Here is an 18,656-nt window from a genome sequence, read left to right as displayed (position 1 = left end):
CCAAATTTTTACCCTTAGGGGTATATTGATTCGTAAAAAATTTTATCTGCTTTTCATTAAGAGTTGAACAGCCTCTGCAACGGCTTGTTCATGATTTTCCGTCGCATCATCCTGACGGACACAGTCAATCAAGTTCTCACTGACGACAAGACCGATGACACGATCGATTGCACTACGTGTCGCACTCAGCTGTGTAACGACATCCTTACAGGACGCCTCTTCTTTCATCATTCGAACGATCCCATGGATCTGTCCTTCAATCCGATTCATCCGATGAATGATGCGATCTTCATAACCGTTTTTCATATGAAGTCCATCTCCTTTTTCAAATGTGACATGCGTCATACCTCGTTGGTACATTTCATACAATAATACCTATAGGGGTATAAGTCAACGAAAAAGATTTCCGGATTCATTACTATGTTCAGTGAGTCCGAAAATCTTTTGTACTCAGCCTTTCCAATTCGCCTCTAAAAAATCGATCCAACGTTCTGCTAGTCGAGTTGGCATCTTCTCTGGTAACACATAGCGAAACGTTCGGTTGGAGATTCCTTTCGCATGAAGCGTAAAGGACTCGGACGGAAAGGATGTGACGAGACGTTCCGATAATGCTCCAATACCGCTCCCATTTAAAATAAGTTGTCGTGCTAAATAATTAGCATCTACTGTAATCGTTCGTGCGGGTACGATTGACGACGCATGTAGCCAACGATGAAGTGCATAGCGGGACGCCGATCCTTCTTCCCGAACGATCCATGTCGCATCTTCGAGTGCAAGATGCATCGCGCCAATGATGTGTAGCTGATCTCTCGCAAAGACGATTTGTCTCATTCCATCAAGTGTCAGTTCTCCTTCAATCATGCCGAGATCAATCTCACGATGTTTTAAAGCTGCTGCCACTTGATCATGATTCATCAACTGAATATCCAGTGATACTTCAGGATGAGCGCGTGAAAACAGATGAATCATATCATCAAGCAATATCTCATGGATCGTATGTGTTGCTCCAATCCGTAAGGTCCCTCGGAAGACACCTTCCGATTCATCCAACTGGGACTGCATCTGTTCGAGCTGGAATAGAATTTCTTTTGCATGACGATAGACGATCCAACCCATTTCCGATACCTCGACCCCTATTGCGAATGAATCACGTATTAATAACGAATGCCCGACATCTTCTTCGAGTCGTTTCACGTGAACACTAATCGTCGGTTGCGACAGAAATAACTGCTCCGCTGTTTTCGTAAAGTGACGTGTCTCGACGAGTGTAACGAATGTTCTCAGTTCTGTTAATTTCACGAATCCCCTCTCCTTATTACATTTCATAATCATTTATATTTAATTAATTCATTTTTATAATCAAGAATTCCTCTTTCATACTTAAGGTATCATGTATTAGAAAGAAGGACTGTTTCATGATATATATATCATTTACTTTGTTAGGAGCAACCATCGGCATACTCTCTGGCTTTTTTGGAATTGGTGGCGGCATCATCCTTACCCCACTTTTATTGATTCTCGGCTATGAAGCGAGTACCGCGATCGTCCTCAGTCTGTTGCTGACACTCGGTTCGACTATGACCGGTACGCTCTCGCATCTTCGGTTAAAGACATTCCGTTTTCGCGATGCTGGGGTTATCGGTCTGACCGGCATCATCGGTTCAATGTTGATCACGCCAGTCGTCTTCTGGCTCGAGCGTCATGCTGGTGCCGATGTCGTCTTATCGAGTTTGTATATCGTCTTACTGCTTGGGTTTTCGCTTCAATTTCTACGCCCTCGTTCTAAAGAGCGTTCGTCTTTTCCGGTCCATGATGCTTCCGTCGTGAAGCTTGCCATCATCGGACTCGCTGCCGGAATTCTCTCTTCGTTAATGGGTGTCAGCGGTGGGTTCTTACTAACCCCCCTCTTGATTGGGTGGGTTCGCTTCCCGCTCAAACAAGCAATCGGAACGAGTATTGCCTCTGCAACCCTTATCGTTCTCGGAGGGGTGACGAGTTATGTCGCTTCCGGAACCAGTGCTCCGTTATTACTTGGGATTGCTTTAATCATCGGTGCGTTCATCGGTTCTCCACTTGGTGCTTCACTCTTGCAACGCTTCAATGAGACGTTCGTCCAAAAGACGTTAGGGATCTTTTATGGTGTTGTCGCCTTAAGCGTCATCGTCAAAGTGTTCGGTCTTCCTTACCTGTCACTTGTCTTACTCGCTTTGTTCACACTCAGTCTGTTAAGCATCTTTGGCTACCGAATTATTAAAACTGCCTAAACGAAAAAGCAGCTGACACACCGTCAGCTGCTTTTATTCGTGCTCAATCGTTAACGCACGCTCTCTTCTTTGATTTTTTGCGGCTTCATGATTTTTGCTTCTTTTTTCTGACGCATGCGTTCCGCATTCATCAGTCCCCCTAACATCAAGACAACAGCAGATAAATAGAACCACGTCATCAAGACGATGATTCCGGCAAGCTGACCGTAAAGACGGTCGTAACTTCCAAACTCAGCGTAGTAAGAGAAGAATTCCGAAACGACTTGCCAAGCAATCGTTGCGAAGATCGCCCCGGGAAGTACCTGACGAACAGTCAAATGGACACTCGGTAGGATCCGATACAATAAGATGAAAAAGACAAGTAAGAACAATGTCCCGATTCCCCAGCGGAATAAGAACCAAATCCAAGAGTAGTTCGTCACGAAATCAGCGACAATCGCAAAGTGGTTGATGAAACGTCGTGTTAGTTTCTCTGAAATCGGAACAATCAATGAAATCGGTAAGATGATCATCATCCCGATTGTAAAGGCGAAGTCTTGCAACAGCCCGCGCCAAAACGGTGCTTTCCGTGTCACTTCGAGCGCATCATTTAGCGAGCGGACAAGTGACTGGACCGACATCGAAGCAAGCCAAAAAGCGGCAATGAAACTGATCGAGGCAAGCTTAAAGCCGCCTTGATCAAAGATTCCGACGACGTTCCGCTGAATCAAGTCGTACGTTTCTGCTGGAGCAAATGGTCGAATCAAATCCAGCACGTTTTCCGACGTAAACGGTAAGAACGAGACGATCCCAACCACAAATAATAAGAATGGGAATAAGGACAACATCAGATAATAGGCAAGCTGAGCCGATTTATCAAAAAAGGCTTCACCAAAAAAACGGGCAAATACAGGTTTGATTAAAGACATACAAATTTCCTCACTTTCAACTCATTCTCTACACTATCCTCCATTTCATAACTCCTTTAAAATTTTTGGAGTCTTTTGAACTTATAACAACCTTATACATCATTCAAGTTTGGCGCTTCGTTTCTTCGCGGGGTACACTAGGAACAGAGATTGTATCGTGCTTGTTTTTCAGAAAGGATTTCGATTCGTGGACCCATTCATTCAATCCGAAGCAGAACGCTTCTTTACTTCTTATATAGAGCAATACCCCGAAATGTCCGGACGTCAGCAAGAAGTCATCCGTTCGATTCAAACGACAGGAACATATGAACAGACGGCTTCCGAGCTCGCATTCGGTGCTAAGCTCGCTTGGCGCAACAGTAACCGATGTGTGGGACGCCTCTTTTGGGAGCAACTTCATGTCTTTGACGCGCGGGATGCGTTGACCGTCGAAGCGGTCCGCGACGCGTTATTTGAGCATATCCGGTTCGCGACGAATGAAGGACGAATTCGTTCGACGATCACGATTTTTCATCCGACACGTGTGCGGCTGCATAATCACCAACTGATTCGCTACGCTGGTTATGAGACTGCAACAGGAATCATCGGCGATCCGGCTTCTGTCCAACTGACACGACAATGTGAAGCACTTGGCTGGACAGGGGCAAAGACACCGTTTGACATCCTTCCTCTCTTGATTGAACTCGATGGACAACGTAGTCTGCATCCGATTCCAGACGAGCTCGTGCTCGAAGTCAGCATCACACATCCTGACTATGACCTGTTTGATGGTCGCGAAGTCCGCTGGTATGCCGTACCGATGATTGCTGATATGCAGCTTGAGATTGGCGGTATTGTTTATCCGTGTGCCCCGTTCAACGGTTGGTATATGGGAACAGAAATCGGCGCTCGTAACCTCGCCGATACGGATCGTTACGATCTGTTGCCGCTCGTCGCGACGCAACTCGGTCTGAACACATCGCGTGAACGTTCACTCTGGAAAGACCGAGCGCTCGTCGAACTGAACGTCGCCGTACTCGAATCTTTTGAACGCGCTGGTGTTACGATCGTCGATCACCATACCGCTGCCAAACAGTTCGCTCGTTTTGAAAAAAATGAAGCGGCATGTGGTCGCGATGTCACCGGGGAATGGTCCTGGCTCGTGCCACCGATGAGTGGGGCAACGACGCATCTGTTCCATAAAGATTACGCTCCGGAAATCAAACGACCGAACTTCTTTCCAAAATCAACACAGACAGCGCCTGTGGCGGGTTGTCCGTTTCACCAAGGAGTATTGAAATGAATTATGTCGAACAGTTACGTCGAAAAATCGGTCACGATCCGGTCATTCTCGTCGGTTCCGTTGTCCTCGTCGTGCAACATGAACACATTTTGCTGGAACAACGGAACGAAGCACAAGCTCGCTTCGGTTTGCCAGGTGGATTAATGGAATGGGCGGAATCACCGGAAGAGACCGCTCGTCGGGAACTCCTCGAAGAGACTGGACTGGAAGTCGAACGATTGACGTTACTCGATGTCTACTCCGGTCCGCAATACGTGACGACCTTAGCGAACGGAGACGTCTTTCAAAGCGTCACTCTCGCCTATATCGGTGAACATCCGATCGGAACGTTAAAGCAAAGTGACGAAAGCATCAAGCTTCAGTTCGTTTCGCTAGACGACTTACCCGATCACTTGGTCGGTTCTCACGCTCGAATGATTGAAGACTACAAAAAACGCCGCTGAAGGATAGCGGCTTTTTTTCATTTGTTATAAAATGGAATAAATTCATTTTTAGAAAGGAGCTTTCAGATGAAACCACTTGTAATTGCTGGAATGTCCATACTCCTCAGTCTTTCATTAATCTCATCGACAGAAGCTGCTGCTCCTAAATCTGTCAAACAGACGTATACGATTGTCGATGCAAAAAACAAAAAGTATACTGTATCTGTTCAATCTAAAGCAGCATCCTGCCGAAAAGCGACAGTAGACGACTTTTGGTGGGTGAAAGGAAAGGATTCGTTATGCACTGGGAAGTTTTCTCTGTACGTAAATAACAAGTCGACAGCTTACCACTATACATTCTCGAAGGATTTTCCGTATGTGATTGCTACTCACGATTTTCGTACGAGCGGGAAATTGAAAAATGTATCCGGTAATCCGACTGTCTTTTCACTTTCTTTCCGAGAAACACCTTCTTACATGAGTTTAACTACATTCTCGATTCAAAACGGAAAATTAATTCGTCATCCAGGAACATTCATGTCTTACGGTATGCGACCTAAGATGAAAAGTGACTTGTTACAAGTTCCAATCTACTCGAATGCTGGAGACAAAGTCGGCTTTTTGTTCCAAGATAAAAAATTATCTAAAGGAAAATGGGTAAAAGGCAAAAAACACTCATTTTTATCCTCAAGTTTTAATAGCAAAACATATAAAAAAGGAGTTCAAGAATGGAACGCCTATAGCTCTAAGACGAATTACTTTGTAAAGTGACACTTACCTAAGTAAATAAAACCCTTATATTTTTGTATCTTAAAGTAGCATACATAAAAATTTAAGGGTTTTTGTATTTAAAATCATTCCCTTCTTATTTTAGTGACTGACGCATGATGTATTGCTTCAAATCCCGTTGTATCCATCCTTCAGAACGTAATGCTTCCCATACTTGTACATCTGTCGATTGATAATGATAGGTCGTTCCCGGTAAATGGCGGACGACTTCTGTCGCATGCCTTGCTTTATGTTCTGTTGGACCGACGACCGACAATAAAGCAGCCTCCGCTACAGCGACGACACTTTCCTCGAGTTGATAATAATTCGCCTGCAAGCGTTGCATGACATGAGGATCTTGTTGCCAGATGTATTCTCCTTGTCCACGATACTGTTTTAAGAACTCTGTTTCTTCGATCGCTGGCAAAGCGGATTTTTGATGTTCATCGGTTAAATGAAAATATCCAATTTCTCCAACAATCTTGTAGCGAAGCGATTGATACAATCGAATCGCCGGATCGTTCCCTTGAATGACTTCAAGCATCAGTTCATCCATTCCGATTTCCTTAGCGTGGCTCAGTTGCGCTTGGTACAAGGCTTTTGCAATGCCAAGTCGTCGATACTGCGGTGAAATTCCCAGCCCTCCACATCGCATGATGCGTTGACCATCGATTTCCTTCCAACCGTTCAGCCAAAGACCAACCGGTTTTTCTCCATGGTAGGCAATAAACGAATGTTCCAACTGGTTTCCGTCTCGCTCGAGAATTCGCTTCTGAAACTCTGCTTCTGATAAGTGCAGCGGAATCAGATAATCTTGAAATCCATCCTGCATCGTTTGATATGCTGTTTTTACGTCAGGCGCGCGTTGAATATGAATCATCGAAAAACCTCCTTTTCCACTGAGCAGTTTCGCTATCTTTCTTGCGGTTTCCTGCAGACAAAAACACCCTTGTCGCCAAGGGTGCCCTACTTATTGAATTTTAGAACGGCTACGTCCGTAACCAAAGTAAACAAGCAGTCCGATTGCTGTCCAAACGAAGAAGGCAATCCATGTGAATTTCTGTAAGTTGACCATCAACATGATACAAGCGAGGACTGATAGAATCGGTAAGACTGGTACGAACGGAACTTTAAAGGTACGCTTCAAATCAGGACGCGTCCGGCGTAGGACGATGACTGCGATTGAGATGAGCGCGAATGCTGCCAGTGTTCCGATGTTGATCAATTCAGCAAGTGTACCGAGTGGCACGAATCCGGCAATCAAACCGGCGATTGTTCCGAGGATCCATGTCGCTTTGACCGGTGTATGGGATTTTTCATTAACATCCGAGAAGACTTTCGGCAAGAGTCCGTCACGGCTCATCGCGAACAAGAGACGAATAAGACCAAATGTCATGACGAGGATGACCGTCGTCATACCAACGATGGCACCCAAGTCAACGAATCCAGCAACCCAGTCTTGACCTGCGACTTTTAACGCAAGCGATACGGGACTATCGACACCCTCGAACTGTTTGAATGGAACGATTCCGACCATGATAGCAGAAACGACGACGTATAGAACGGTAACGATCGCAAGCGATCCCAAGATTCCGATTGGTAAGTTACGTCCCGGGTTTTTGACTTCTTCTGCCGCCGATGTAACCGCATCGAATCCAAGGTACGCAAAGAAGGCAATCGCTGACGCTTGTAAGATCCCACTCATACCAAACGGAGCAAATGGTTTATAGTTGCCTGGTTCGACATACCAAATCCCGACGACGATGAAAAGAACAACGACGGCAACTTTGACGAGTACCATGACATTGTTGACGCGTTTTGTTTCTTTAATGCCAAGTGAAAGCAAGAGCGTGATGACCATTAAAATCAAGAATGCCGGTAAGTTAAAGAATGTCTCGCTTCCCGGTACAGCTCCTGGCGCAGCTGTTAAAGCCGTCGGTAAATGGACGCCGAAACCTGCTAAGAGCGACTGGAAATATCCTGACCAGCCAGTTGCAACGGCACTTGAAGCGAGTCCATATTCTAAGATCAAACACCACCCGATGATCCAGGCGACAAGTTCCCCGATCGTTGCGTATGTATACGTATATACACTACCTGAAACAGGAATCATCGACGAGAATTCAGCATAACAAAGGGCTGCGAGTGCACAGACGACTGCAGAAATAATGAATGAGATCGGTAAAGCTGGTCCAGCATAAAGAGCACCCGTTCCTGTTAGAACGAAAATTCCGGTTCCGATGATGGCACCGATTCCAAGTAAAATAAGGTCAAACCCTGATAAATGACGTGCCAGTTTGGAATGTTGTTTCATATCCATCATTACACTGACATCTTTCTTGCGAAGCAAACTCATGTTTCATCCTCCGAACTTTTCTCTTTTTTCTGAATATTCAAATCATTAAGGTAATTGACTTTCTTATCATAACAAACGATGTCAGGTTCGATAAGTCTTTTTTTCTGTATTTTTTCACAAAGTGGTCAAACCACTTTTGTGAAAATGCGACAACGCTTTGATGCGTCAACGCAAAAACACCCTTTCCTCAAAATGAGAGGAAAGGATGTACTCGTATTACGGACGATCATTAGGGTGATCGAGGTTTGGACCTTTATGATCATTTGGGTCAATCGGATAATCATCTTGTTGTGCTAAATCATTTTTTGGCAACGCACCTTTTGGTGTACCATGTGTCATCTCATCTGTTGAAGAAGAGCGCGCTGAACGTGGTGCACGATCTGGTGTGACATCATCCGCTGCTTGTGAAGCTGCACCTTTTGCTGCATCTTTCAAGCTTGGTGAAGAAGAAGTCGATGCAGACTTACTTGGAAGATTCGATGTGTCGACTTCCGTGTTATCTGCTTTCTTTTGCAGACGATCGAGGTAACGCGATGCATTATCACGTCCACCGAGACCAAAGGCAAGACCGAAAGCAAGCGCAAGTGCTCCAAGGATCAAGATGAAGGCTGAGTTGACGATTGTATCCGCAACACCCAATTGATCAAGTGCCATGAAGACAGCAAGTGCAAGAATCGCATACTTCGCAACGCTTGAGAGGACTTTCAGTTCAGAGTTACCGAACAGGCTGTCCATCGTACGTTTGAGAAGGTTGCTGACGATGATCCCGATTGCGAGAATGATGATCGCTGTCAAGACGCTTGGCAAGAAAGCAAGGACGGCACGACCGAGGTCGACCATGAAATCAAGACCAATCAAGTTGAAGGCTTCGACGACGAAGAGAACGACGATGACGATCTCAACGAGTGCACCAACGATGGAAGCTGGTGATGTAGACGCTTGGTTCGCATCCCACGTCCCGATTTTCAAGTGACGTGTCAGGTTATTGAATCCAAGACGTGACAGGAGATCCGTAACGAATTTTTTGATGAAACGTCCGACATAAAGACCGACAAGAATCAGAACGACCCCGATAATGATATTCGGAATCATACCTAGGACATCGTTCAACATGTTAATCGCTGGTCCTGTAATTCCTTTAATATTTAATTGATCAAGTGCTGAAATCGTGATTGGAATCAGAATCAAGATGAAAACGACTGTTCCAAGAATCGACGACAGTGATTTCGAATCTTTTTGATCATTTGACCCAAGATTGAAGCGAGATGCAAATTTATCCGTTCCAACAGCATGAAGGAAATTCGTCACGATATCGCGGACGATTTTCGCTACGAGGAAGCCAACGAAGAAGATGGCTGCCGCAGCAATCAAGCGTGGAATGAATCCAAGGAATGACGATAATAATTGGCTAAACGGTTGTGAGACACTCTCAATGTTCAACGCACCAAGTACACCTGGTAGGAACAGAAGCAAGACGAGGTAGAAGACGATCTCTCCTGCGATTTTTGGATAAGCTGAAAGATCTGTCTGACCTTGAAGCATCTTGTTCGAACGTACTTTGTCGTTCGCCATCAGCTTCGTACCTGCTTTGACGATGATCATGCGGAGAACGACCGCGATGACATATGCCAAGAGGAGGATAAGGGCTGCTTTCAGGATATTCGGTATTGCCGCGAGCAATGTACTCATCGTATCCGCAAGTGGTCCCGCAATGATGTTCAGATTAAGGATATTGAAGACCAAGATCAGGACGAAGACCATGAGAATCCAAAAGACGACAGTCCCGATAATTTTTTCAGGTGTCCACTTTTTCTTCTTTGGTGGCGCCCCTTCTTTTTGTGGCGATAACTTGTTGACGACCCCAGATTTCTCTAACGCTTTTTGAATCCCGTTCGCAATCAGCTTAGCAATGAGCCATCCAATTAAAAAGACGATGATCGCTCCAAGCAAGTTGCCGAGTGATCCGAGAATGCCGTTCAGGTTCAACGACGTTCCGTTCCAAATGTTATTCATCTTTTCACACTCCTTCACCTAAAATAAAATTATATGTTTCTGACACTTCTTTAATTTCCCCAGCTAAAGGATTTATTAAACCAGTGTTCGTACCAGAATGTGGAGTTTCTTGTTTTATCTAAAAAAACTGGATGATTACAGTATGTGAGAATACACATTTATAACAATCATTTCGTAAAAAAAGCAGCGTCGTCTACATGACGACACTGCCCTATATCATACGACTTCTTTTTCAGAGAATTGGCTGTTGTACAGATCTGCATAAAATCCATCTGCCTCGAGTAATTCTTCATGAGTACCTTGCTCGATGACACGCCCTTGATTCATGACGAGAATCAAATCAGCATCTTTGATCGTCGACAGACGGTGAGCAATGACGAAACTCGTCCGTCCTTCCATCAACCGTCGCATTGCTTGCTGGATGAAGACCTCCGTCCGTGTATCGACACTAGAGGTCGCTTCATCAAGGATCATGATCGGAGGATCGGCAAGAACTGCCCGAGCAATCGTCAACAACTGTTTCTGACCTTGCGAGATGTTCGAAGCTTCCTCATTCAAGACGGTATCATACCCGTCCGGCAATGTCCGGATGAAATGATCAGCATGTGCGGTCTTCGCTGCCGCGATAATCTCTTCTTCGGTTGCTCCACTTTTACCGTAAGCAAGATTATCCCGAATCGTACCGTTGAAGAGCCACGTATCTTGTAAGACCATACCGAACGTCGTCCGTAAGTCTTCGCGTGACATCTCACGGGTATCGATGCCGTCAATCCGAATCGTCCCGCCGTTTAATTCATAAAAGCGCATCAATAGATTGATCATCGTCGTTTTACCGGCACCCGTCGGTCCAACGATCGCGACGGTTTGTCCCGGTGCGACATCAATGTTCATATCCTCGATCAAGAGATCATTTCCGTAACCAAAATCAACGTGTTCGAATGCAACGGCTCCTTCAGCCTGCGCAAGACGATGCGTCGTCACTTCTTTGATCTCTTCTGCTTCGTCGAGTAATTCAAAGACACGTTCCGCTGCTGCGACCGTCGATTGGACGATGTTCGCGATGTTCGCCGTTTGTGTGATTGGTTGTGTGAACTGACGTGTATAGGTGATGAACGCTTGAATATCCCCGATCGAGATCGCCCGTTGCGTGACGAGAATCCCACCGACGATACTGATCAGGACGTAACTGATATTCCCGATGAACATCATCATCGGCATGATGATCCCGGAGATGAACTGCGCTTTGCGCCCTGCTTCATACAACTCCTCGTTAACGGCATCGAATTGCTCGACCGCTTTGCGTTCATGTCCGAACGCCTTGACGACCGAGTGTCCGGTATACATCTCTTCGACGTGTCCGTTCAACTGACCGAGTGTTCGTTGTTGATCGGCAAAGTATTTTTGGGATCGTTTCAAAATCGGACGAATCGCAAAAATCGAGACCGGCAACGAGACGAGCGAGATCAGTGTTAACAATGGACTAATCGTCAACATCATGATTAAAATCCCGACGATCGTCACGATCGACGTGATGAATGATGTCACACTTTGTTGTAACGTACTCCCGATCGTATCGATGTCGTTCGTCACGCGGCTCAGCGTCTCCCCGTTCGGACGACCATCATAGTATTTTAATGGCAAGCGTTCGAGTTTATGGTTGACGTCCTCACGTAAATCGTAGACTGTTTTTTGAGCGATGCCCGACATCAAATACTGTTGCAAGTAATTGAACAGACTACTGATGATATACAGTCCAGCGAGCCACAAGAGGATCTGTCCGATTTTCGTGAAATCAATTGCTGCTCCCGGCACACCTTGAAACTTCGCATACGCCCCTTCAAACAATTCCGTAATCGCCGTTCCCATGATTTTCGGACCGGCAATCATGAAGACTGTACTGAGGATCGCTGCTAAAAAGACACCGATCAGTGCCGTCCGACGCGGACGCAGATACCGAAGCAGACGTCGAAACGTTGCTTTGAAATCCTTTGGTTTTTCACCAAGCATCATCATATTTCCGCCACCGGGACCACCAGGCGGAGGACCGCCGGCAGGTCGTTTCTTCTCACTCATGCGATTTCCTCCTCTGATAGTTGCGACTTAACGATTTCCTGATAGACGGCGTTGTTCGCAAACAACTCGTCGTGCGTTCCGATTCCGGCGACTTTCCCTTCATCAAGGACGATGATTTGATCGGCATCGATGACGGTACTGACACGTTGAGCAACGATCAAGACCGTCGCTTCTCGTGTTTCTTCCCGTAACGCTTTCCGAAGAGCGGCATCGGTCTTGAAGTCGAGCGCTGAAAAACTGTCATCAAAGACATATAGATCTGGTCGACGAACGAGGGCCCGAGCAATCGACAACCGTTGTTTTTGCCCACCAGAGACGTTCGATCCGCCTTGTTCGATCCGCGCATCGTAACCATCCGGCATCCGTTCGATGAAGTCCGTCGCTTGCGCAATTTGTGCTGCATGCGCGACCTCTTCATCTGTCGCGTCCTCTTTCCCGAAACGAATGTTTTCGGCAATCGTACCCGTGAACAGTAACGCCTTTTGGGGAACGAAGCCGATTTTCGACCGCAGTTCCTCTTGCTGTACGTCCTGGCTATCAACGCCATTGACGCGAATGCTCCCTTCCGTCACGTCATAAAAACGGGGAATCAAATTGACGAGCGTTGATTTACCGGAACCGGTCCCACCAATCACAGCCGTCACTTCACCTGGTCGTGCCGTAAAACTGATATCGGATAAAACGGGTGTCTCAGCTCCTGGGTAACGGAACGTGACACGATCAAAGACGAGCGTTCCTTTTTCACGGTCAGCGGTTTGTGTTCCCTCATCTGTCATCGTTGGTGTCATCTCGAGGACTTCATTGATCCGTTTCGCCGAGACGGTTGCCCGCGGAATCATGACGAACATGACTGAAGCCATGACGAGAGCGAACATGATTTGCATGACGTACTGAATGAACGCCATCAAGTCCCCGATCTGCATGCCACCATTATCGATCCGGATTCCCCCGAACCAAATGACACCGACGACCGTCAAGTTCATGACGAGCATCATCACTGGCATCAAGAACGCCATGATTTTATTGACCTTGATCGAGACTTCTGTCAAATCAGCGTTCGCTTTCGTTAACCGGACTTGCTCATCGCGTTCCCGGTTAAAAGCACGGATGACACGGATTCCGGTCAAGTTCTCACGTAGGACAAGGTTCAGTCGGTCGAGTCGCTTTTGGACCTTTCCGAACAACGGAACCCCTTTCCACAAAATCAATAGGATTGAAAGCACAAGGACCGGCATCGCCGCGACGATGACGAGCGATAGTTTGGCATCTTTTGAGACGGCCATGATCAATCCACCGATGAACATGATTGGTGCACTGACGACCATCCGTAACATCATGATGACGACTTGTTGGACTTGTGTGATGTCGTTCGTCGTCCGCGTAATTAGTGACGCCGTTCCGACTTGGTCGAACTCTTGCAGTGAAAATCGTTCAACATGGTTAAAGACTTGGCGACGGATATCCCGTCCGAGCCCCATCGATGCCTTCGATGAATAATAACTGGCGGCAACTGCAGCTAACGCTCCGATACCGGTAATCCCTAGCATGACGGCACCAATTTTCCAGATATACGCGGTATCGCCGGTAACGACGCCTTTATCGATGATGTCCGCCATCAGTGTCGGCAAATAGAGATCAGACATTGATTGTGCGAAAACCAAGACGAGCACGGCAAGAACTGCCCATTTATACACCGTCAGCCGTTTGAGTAACTTAATCATCCGAGCATCCTCCTTTCATATTTGGCTGTAAGATACGTCCGATGCCTTCTGCAATCTGAGCATGCGTCGCAAGCATCTGCTCGAACACCTCTTGATCAATCGTCTCAAGGACCTGTTCGAGTTGACGTTGCATCCCCTTCTCTTGTTCTTGAATCTCCGTCACGAATTGTTGTCCTTGATCACTAAGCGATAGGACGACTTCTCGTCGATTTTCAGGATTCGTCTCCCGAATGACCCAACCGGACTGAACGAGGCCCTCAATCGACTGACTCAGTGTGCTCTTTGGTAAATGCGTATGTGTCGCGAGTTCTTTTTGCGAAATCGGTCCACGTGGCGCAATCGTCATCAAGCTATGAAATTGAGGTAAACTGAGTCCGTTTTCCTGCGCCGTCTGGTGTGCTGCTCGAACGAGATGTCGTTGTACATTCCAAAACGACTGCATCATCGCCGTTGAACGAACCGTTTCCGTTTGCTCCATCCTGTTTCGCCTCCTTGTTCCATTTCAAATAGTTCCAAAAGGAACAATTACTTATATGAATTAAAATACGCTGATTATTCCTGGTTGTCAACGAAAAGGCGATGTGAAAAATCACATAGTTTTGCTATGCTTTTGTAGAGAAAGAGTAGAGACAGATGAGACAGGAATCCATCGACTGCGTCGGTTGGTCGATCGATGAACTCGTAACATCTACGTATACGATCTATTCACCAGAAGCCGAGCAACAGTACGGAGCACTGGCTCTTCATATCGAGTTATTGCCATAAAAAACGTCTTTTCTACAGTCAGCGTAGAAAAGACGTTTTTGAATTCATTCGGGTTCGACGTGAACATGGATATCATAAACTCCGTATTCTTCCGTCAGCGTATCCTCAACACGTGTCGCAATATCGTGCGCTTGATGGATGTTCAAGGTGGAGTTGACGAGGATGACGACATCGACGACTTCATTGTTACCGTAGTTACGTCCTTTGATGGACTTGATGCCTTTGACACCTTCAAGATCGAAGATGACATCTTCGTACATCTTCAGTTTCTTCTCATCAAAGCCATCTGTCAGTTCGTGTGACGCTTCCGTGAAGATATCCCATGCTGTCTTACAGATCAAGAAGCCGACGATGATCGCTGTCACGACATCGAGCCAGGGCATGCCGAACTGTGATCCGACGATTCCGATCGTCGTCCCGACACTGACCCACGCATCGGATAGATTATCTTTCGCTGCCGCCATGACGGCTTTGCTTTCAATCTCCTCGGATAACTTCTTATTGTAACGATAGACGAAGTACATCACGAGAGCTGAACCAATTCCGACGTACGCTGCAAGAACATCAGGCGATTCCTGCTTACCTTCGAACAACGTCGAGATCGTATCGATCAAGACTTGGAGACCGACTGCCATCATAATGAAGGAAGCTACGAGCGAGGCAATCGTCTCACTTTTCCAGTGTCCGTACTTGTGATCGTCATCTGCCGGACGTTGTGAGATCCGTAAGCCGATTAAGACGGCAATCGACGCGATGATGTCAGTCGCGTTGTTCAAACCATCCGCCCGGAGTGCGGCGGAATCTGCTGTATACCCAATGATTAATTTTAAAGATGATAACAAGATATAGGCTGCAATACTGATCATCGCACCGCGTTCGCCGCGTTTTAGATTATCGTATTTTTGTTGTTCCATTCTCGTCGCCCCACTTTCTCTGCGATCAGCAAACCTCATCGTACCAGTCGGAAATCGAGTGGGTCTAGAGAAATCATTTTGTTTCGAACTAGGTAATTAACAAACACGCAATAATGTTTCCCTATACCAAACTTAATTCGATTACGTCATGTAGCTATTTCAAAGAAAATCGGTAGCATCCCCTTAAAGATTAACCAACTTTTTTGACTTGTCAGACTCTTTGACGAACATAATTCGTGCAAGTTCTGAAGGGAATCGGTAGACTAAAGGTACAACACCAAGAGGAGGAGTTCTCACAATGGCAGAATTCATTAAGAGTGAAGAAACATTCAAGGAATTAATTTCAAGTGATGCACCGGTCATCATTAAGTTTGAAGCAGACTGGTGCCCGGACTGCAAACGGATGGACTATTTCATGCCGGACGTGGAGTCACAATTCGACCACTTACCAATCCACACGATCGACAAGGATGAGTTCCCTGAAATCGCATCAAACCACGATGTCATGGGGATCCCGAGCTTGCTCGTCTTCAAAAACAATGAAAAACTGGCGCACTTGCACAGTGCAAATGCTAAAACACCAGAAGAAGTTACAACCTTCTTAAAGCAAAACTTCAACTAAGCAAAAATAACCTGACGCCGCAGCGTCAGGTTATTTTTTAACGTTCACACGCGATACCGTCTTTATCCCGGTCACTTTTCGTGTTTAAGTTATACGTCGCAAGACTCACGTATGCTTTATATTTTGTTGCTTTGTAGATTGGTTTTCCATTCTTGTCATAACCCGTTCGATTCTTTAGCCCCGCTTTTTTCGCGACGCCACCTTTATAGGTCTTCTGCATTTCCGTACAGTTCTTAAAGGCTTTAGCTTTTGTCGCCGCTTCACTAGCTGCTGGAACATGAAGCAAAGCGAGACTGACGACACCCGCGAGTACGAGCCGACTCCATTTTTTCATAGGGATTCCTCCTTTTTTCAAAAAACAACGATTTGTCTTTTGATTATAAGAGGTCATTTTTAGAAATTGTTTCCTTTTTTCATTTTTACGTCAATGATTTTTAAAATCTGACAATCAACGAATATAGGATGAGCTGACGAGGTCGTCTTTTAAGATTGAAGTCGGGATCTTAAATTCAACGATGCCCATATATCCTGGAGCGATGCTGTATTCATCAAACGACAGGACTAATTTGTGGTCTGTTGTAATATAGAAATTTTGCTTCGCGGAAATGCGCTTGAACTGTTCGCTCTCCGGTACATCTGGTGTTCCTTCGACAAAGTAGACTTTCCCTTCATCTGCCTTCATTTGCCGACGCATTTCTTCTTTTAGATAATCACTGATCGTCGTGATATATCTGTCATTCTTGAACAAGGATGGTAACGTCAGGACAAGCTGTTGCTTCTTATCAATCGTATCGTACTGGACGCTTTCCGATGCACTTGCCCGTGTCTCCGTGACAGTTCGCCCGATCGACAACAGGTCGTCCGTATCCGTCTTGATGTCGTATCGGCTATCGATCGCAAATACTCCCTCTTGTCCGTGCGTCTCTTGTTTGAACTTTTCATATAACGCTTGTCCTTCCGCGATATACTTTTCATTCAGCTGTTGCTCGAGTGCCTTGTCCGGTAACGTCACTTGGGGTGCTTTAATATCAGCCGACTGTTGTGTCTTCGTCTCTTTCCAATCAATCGTCACGATCTCGGTCAGTTGACCGAGGACTGGCACCTTCGCCATTGCGTCTGCAAACGACGCATTACTATTTAATCCGCCAATGAATAACGTGATGGCGGCCGCTGTAATCAACACGGATTGCTTCGTCCGCGAAGGACGAGTTCGACGCTCGACTCGGGCAATCATTTCATCGAGTTCTTTTGGGACCGGTGGTTGTTGGTAAGCCTGTTTCAGATCATCAAGTTTGTTTGACATCTAGATCATCTCCATTCAATTTCATTTTCAGTAAGGTCAACCCTTTATAGAGGCGAGACTTGGTCGTACTTAGATTCAGCTCTAAAATCGTCGCGACGTCTTTTAAGATCAAATCCTCGAAATAGTGTAAGATAACGACTTCCCGGTACATGATCGGTAACTCCTCGAGTGCTTGTCGCAAATCGGCATCCGGATATGTATCTTCTTTCGTCGCGACGAGTTCAATCAATCGATCCGTATCGTAACTGACGCTATGTTGCCGCTTCCGGATCGCATCAATCGCTGTTCGTGTCAAAATCTGATAGAACCAGGCTTTCATCCGTTCATCATCCTCGAGTCGGGCGAGTGATTGTAACGCTTTTTGGATGCTGTCTTGAATGACATCCAGACTATCCTGTTCATTTTTCATATAACTGTAGGCTAACCAGTAAAGATTCGGTTTGTATTGCTTTAAAAAACGGACGAATGCTTTTTCCCGTTTTCTCATTTGACGAGAGGTCATAGGCCGCGGCTCCTTTTTTCGATATCGTTCTGTGTATACATCATTAAGACGGGCGAGTCGAGAAAAAAGTTGACGACACAACAAAAAAAGGCGACACAAGGTCACCTTTTTGAATCAATAATTTAAATGCCGTGATGCATCATTCCAGACTTTTACGTGAAGCGTGATCAAGGCGATACCGTACAGAACACTCATGTATAACGAAAACTCACCAAACAGAACATCCGTCCAGGCATTTAATCCAAACAATGGGATGACGAAGAGGAAATAGAATATGAACTGAACACTCGCCAGTCCATCAAACCAAATCGTCTCAGAAAACGCGCCTTCAAGTAACGAAACACCGTAAATGAATAACGCCGCAACGAGACCAATCCGGATATACCAGACCATAAGTCGAAGCGCTTTATCTTCCTTGATATAGAATAGAGACCCGACTAAACCAACAAGCCAGACAACGGAGGCAATGCTTTGCCATCCGTTAATCATTCCGTCCGGATGGAGCATGGCGGACCATCCGTTAATTCCGATCATGACAAGTAAACCTAAAATAAAGATGAACCGATACGGTAAGTCCCTCTGACGCATGACGTTTCCTCCCCTGAAAACGAATAGATGTCACCTCTACCCTTTACATTCCATATGATGGGTTTTAATCCTTTTTCTTTTACACATTTTTTCACCCTATTTCTATTGATTTTTTATTTAATCCGGGCAAAATGGGCTGACTCAAAAAAAGAATG

At 45.8% G+C, this 18,656-nt stretch carries 20 protein-coding genes; 6 read left to right on the top strand and 14 right to left on the bottom strand.

What is annotated here, in order from left to right; translation table 11 throughout:
- Window positions 1-42 precede the first annotated feature (42 nt).
- Both B3M90_RS06245 and B3M90_RS06240 read right to left on the bottom strand, forming a co-directional pair.
- Complete coding sequence (locus B3M90_RS06245; RefSeq protein ID WP_290783028.1) at window positions 43-306, bottom strand: metal-sensitive transcriptional regulator; 264 nt, start codon at window positions 304-306, stop codon at window positions 43-45.
- Between the two features lie 144 nt (window positions 307-450).
- Entirely contained in the window at window positions 451-1,299 is an 849-nt protein-coding gene (locus B3M90_RS06240; protein ID WP_290783026.1) for a LysR family transcriptional regulator, read from the bottom strand.
- Window positions 1,300-1,415: 116 nt separating this feature from the next.
- Here B3M90_RS06240 and B3M90_RS06235 point away from each other — a divergent pair, with 116 nt between their 5' ends.
- Window positions 1,416-2,264, top strand: a complete 849-nt coding sequence (locus B3M90_RS06235; protein WP_290783024.1) for a sulfite exporter TauE/SafE family protein — start codon at window positions 1,416-1,418, stop codon at window positions 2,262-2,264.
- Window positions 2,265-2,314: 50 nt separating this feature from the next.
- Here the strand turns inward: B3M90_RS06235 and B3M90_RS06230 are convergent, their stop codons facing one another.
- Window positions 2,315-3,172, bottom strand: a complete 858-nt coding sequence (locus tag B3M90_RS06230) for a YihY/virulence factor BrkB family protein (protein ID WP_214856113.1) — start codon at window positions 3,170-3,172, stop codon at window positions 2,315-2,317.
- Between the two features lie 187 nt (window positions 3,173-3,359).
- Here B3M90_RS06230 and B3M90_RS06225 point away from each other — a divergent pair, with 187 nt between their 5' ends.
- The 3 genes from B3M90_RS06225 to B3M90_RS06215 all read left to right on the top strand — a co-directional run bounded on the left by B3M90_RS06225 (window position 3,360) and on the right by B3M90_RS06215 (window position 5,647).
- Entirely contained in the window at window positions 3,360-4,454 is a 1,095-nt protein-coding gene (locus B3M90_RS06225; RefSeq protein WP_414655227.1) for a nitric oxide synthase oxygenase, read from the top strand.
- On the top strand, window positions 4,451-4,897 hold the full coding sequence (locus tag B3M90_RS06220; RefSeq protein WP_035411156.1) for an NUDIX hydrolase: 447 nt from the start codon (window positions 4,451-4,453) through the stop codon (window positions 4,895-4,897). Before B3M90_RS06225 ends, B3M90_RS06220 begins: the two co-directional genes overlap by 4 nt.
- A 66-nt stretch (window positions 4,898-4,963) precedes the next feature.
- Window positions 4,964-5,647: a hypothetical protein gene (locus B3M90_RS06215; RefSeq protein WP_290783021.1), complete on the top strand. Its 684-nt coding sequence runs from the start codon at window positions 4,964-4,966 to the stop codon at window positions 5,645-5,647.
- A gap of 94 nt (window positions 5,648-5,741) precedes the next feature.
- Here B3M90_RS06215 and B3M90_RS06210 read toward each other — a convergent pair whose 3' ends face one another.
- The 6 genes from B3M90_RS06210 to B3M90_RS06185 form a co-directional block, all read right to left on the bottom strand.
- Window positions 5,742-6,524, bottom strand: coding sequence for a GNAT family N-acetyltransferase (locus B3M90_RS06210; protein ID WP_290783019.1), 783 nt, complete (start codon window positions 6,522-6,524; stop codon window positions 5,742-5,744).
- 90 nt (window positions 6,525-6,614) lie between these two features.
- Window positions 6,615-8,000 carry an amino acid permease gene (locus B3M90_RS06205; protein WP_290783017.1) on the bottom strand — a complete coding sequence of 462 codons (1,386 nt, stop codon included), beginning with the start codon at window positions 7,998-8,000 and terminating at the stop codon, window positions 6,615-6,617.
- Window positions 8,001-8,216: 216 nt separating this feature from the next.
- A complete protein-coding gene (locus tag B3M90_RS06200) occupies window positions 8,217-10,013 on the bottom strand; it encodes a mechanosensitive ion channel (RefSeq protein ID WP_290783015.1) in 1,797 nt (598 codons plus the stop codon).
- Window positions 10,014-10,229: 216 nt separating this feature from the next.
- Complete coding sequence (locus B3M90_RS06195; protein WP_290783012.1) at window positions 10,230-12,086, bottom strand: ABC transporter ATP-binding protein; 1,857 nt, start codon at window positions 12,084-12,086, stop codon at window positions 10,230-10,232.
- Window positions 12,083-13,807 (bottom strand): ABC transporter ATP-binding protein, encoded by a 1,725-nt coding sequence (locus B3M90_RS06190; protein WP_290783010.1) that lies wholly within the window; start codon window positions 13,805-13,807, stop codon window positions 12,083-12,085. Before B3M90_RS06190 ends, B3M90_RS06195 begins: the two co-directional genes overlap by 4 nt.
- Entirely contained in the window at window positions 13,800-14,285 is a 486-nt protein-coding gene (locus B3M90_RS06185) for a MarR family winged helix-turn-helix transcriptional regulator (RefSeq protein WP_290783008.1), read from the bottom strand. The genes B3M90_RS06190 and B3M90_RS06185 overlap by 8 nt, the downstream gene beginning before the upstream one ends.
- Window positions 14,286-14,440: 155 nt before the next feature.
- Here B3M90_RS06185 and B3M90_RS06180 point away from each other — a divergent pair, with 155 nt between their 5' ends.
- Window positions 14,441-14,572: a hypothetical protein gene (locus B3M90_RS06180; RefSeq protein ID WP_290783006.1), complete on the top strand. Its 132-nt coding sequence runs from the start codon at window positions 14,441-14,443 to the stop codon at window positions 14,570-14,572.
- Window positions 14,573-14,616: 44 nt separating this feature from the next.
- Here the strand turns inward: B3M90_RS06180 and B3M90_RS06175 are convergent, their stop codons facing one another.
- Window positions 14,617-15,486, bottom strand: coding sequence for a cation diffusion facilitator family transporter (locus tag B3M90_RS06175; RefSeq protein WP_053452503.1), 870 nt, complete (start codon window positions 15,484-15,486; stop codon window positions 14,617-14,619).
- Between the two features lie 298 nt (window positions 15,487-15,784).
- Here B3M90_RS06175 and B3M90_RS06170 point away from each other — a divergent pair, with 298 nt between their 5' ends.
- Window positions 15,785-16,108, top strand: coding sequence for a thioredoxin family protein (locus B3M90_RS06170; protein WP_290783004.1), 324 nt, complete (start codon window positions 15,785-15,787; stop codon window positions 16,106-16,108).
- Between the two features lie 37 nt (window positions 16,109-16,145).
- Here B3M90_RS06170 and B3M90_RS06165 read toward each other — a convergent pair whose 3' ends face one another.
- The 4 genes from B3M90_RS06165 to B3M90_RS06150 all read right to left on the bottom strand — a co-directional run bounded on the left by B3M90_RS06165 (window position 16,146) and on the right by B3M90_RS06150 (window position 18,501).
- A complete protein-coding gene (locus B3M90_RS06165; protein ID WP_290755872.1) occupies window positions 16,146-16,442 on the bottom strand; it encodes an excalibur calcium-binding domain-containing protein in 297 nt (98 codons plus the stop codon).
- Between the two features lie 114 nt (window positions 16,443-16,556).
- Window positions 16,557-17,411 carry an RsiV family protein gene (locus B3M90_RS06160; protein ID WP_290783002.1) on the bottom strand — a complete coding sequence of 285 codons (855 nt, stop codon included), beginning with the start codon at window positions 17,409-17,411 and terminating at the stop codon, window positions 16,557-16,559.
- Window positions 17,395-17,898 (bottom strand): RNA polymerase sigma factor, encoded by a 504-nt coding sequence (locus B3M90_RS06155; RefSeq protein WP_290783000.1) that lies wholly within the window; start codon window positions 17,896-17,898, stop codon window positions 17,395-17,397. Before B3M90_RS06155 ends, B3M90_RS06160 begins: the two co-directional genes overlap by 17 nt.
- A 129-nt stretch (window positions 17,899-18,027) precedes the next feature.
- Window positions 18,028-18,501, bottom strand: a complete 474-nt coding sequence (locus B3M90_RS06150; RefSeq protein WP_290782997.1) for a hypothetical protein — start codon at window positions 18,499-18,501, stop codon at window positions 18,028-18,030.
- Between the last annotated feature and the right edge of the window lie 155 nt (window positions 18,502-18,656).

The organism is Exiguobacterium sp. UBA6309 (assembly GCF_002439205.1).
GTDB lineage: Bacteria > Bacillota > Bacilli > Exiguobacteriales > Exiguobacteriaceae > Exiguobacterium_A.
Note: the sequence above shows the minus strand (reverse complement) of the source record. Positions and strands in the feature narration are given on the sequence as shown.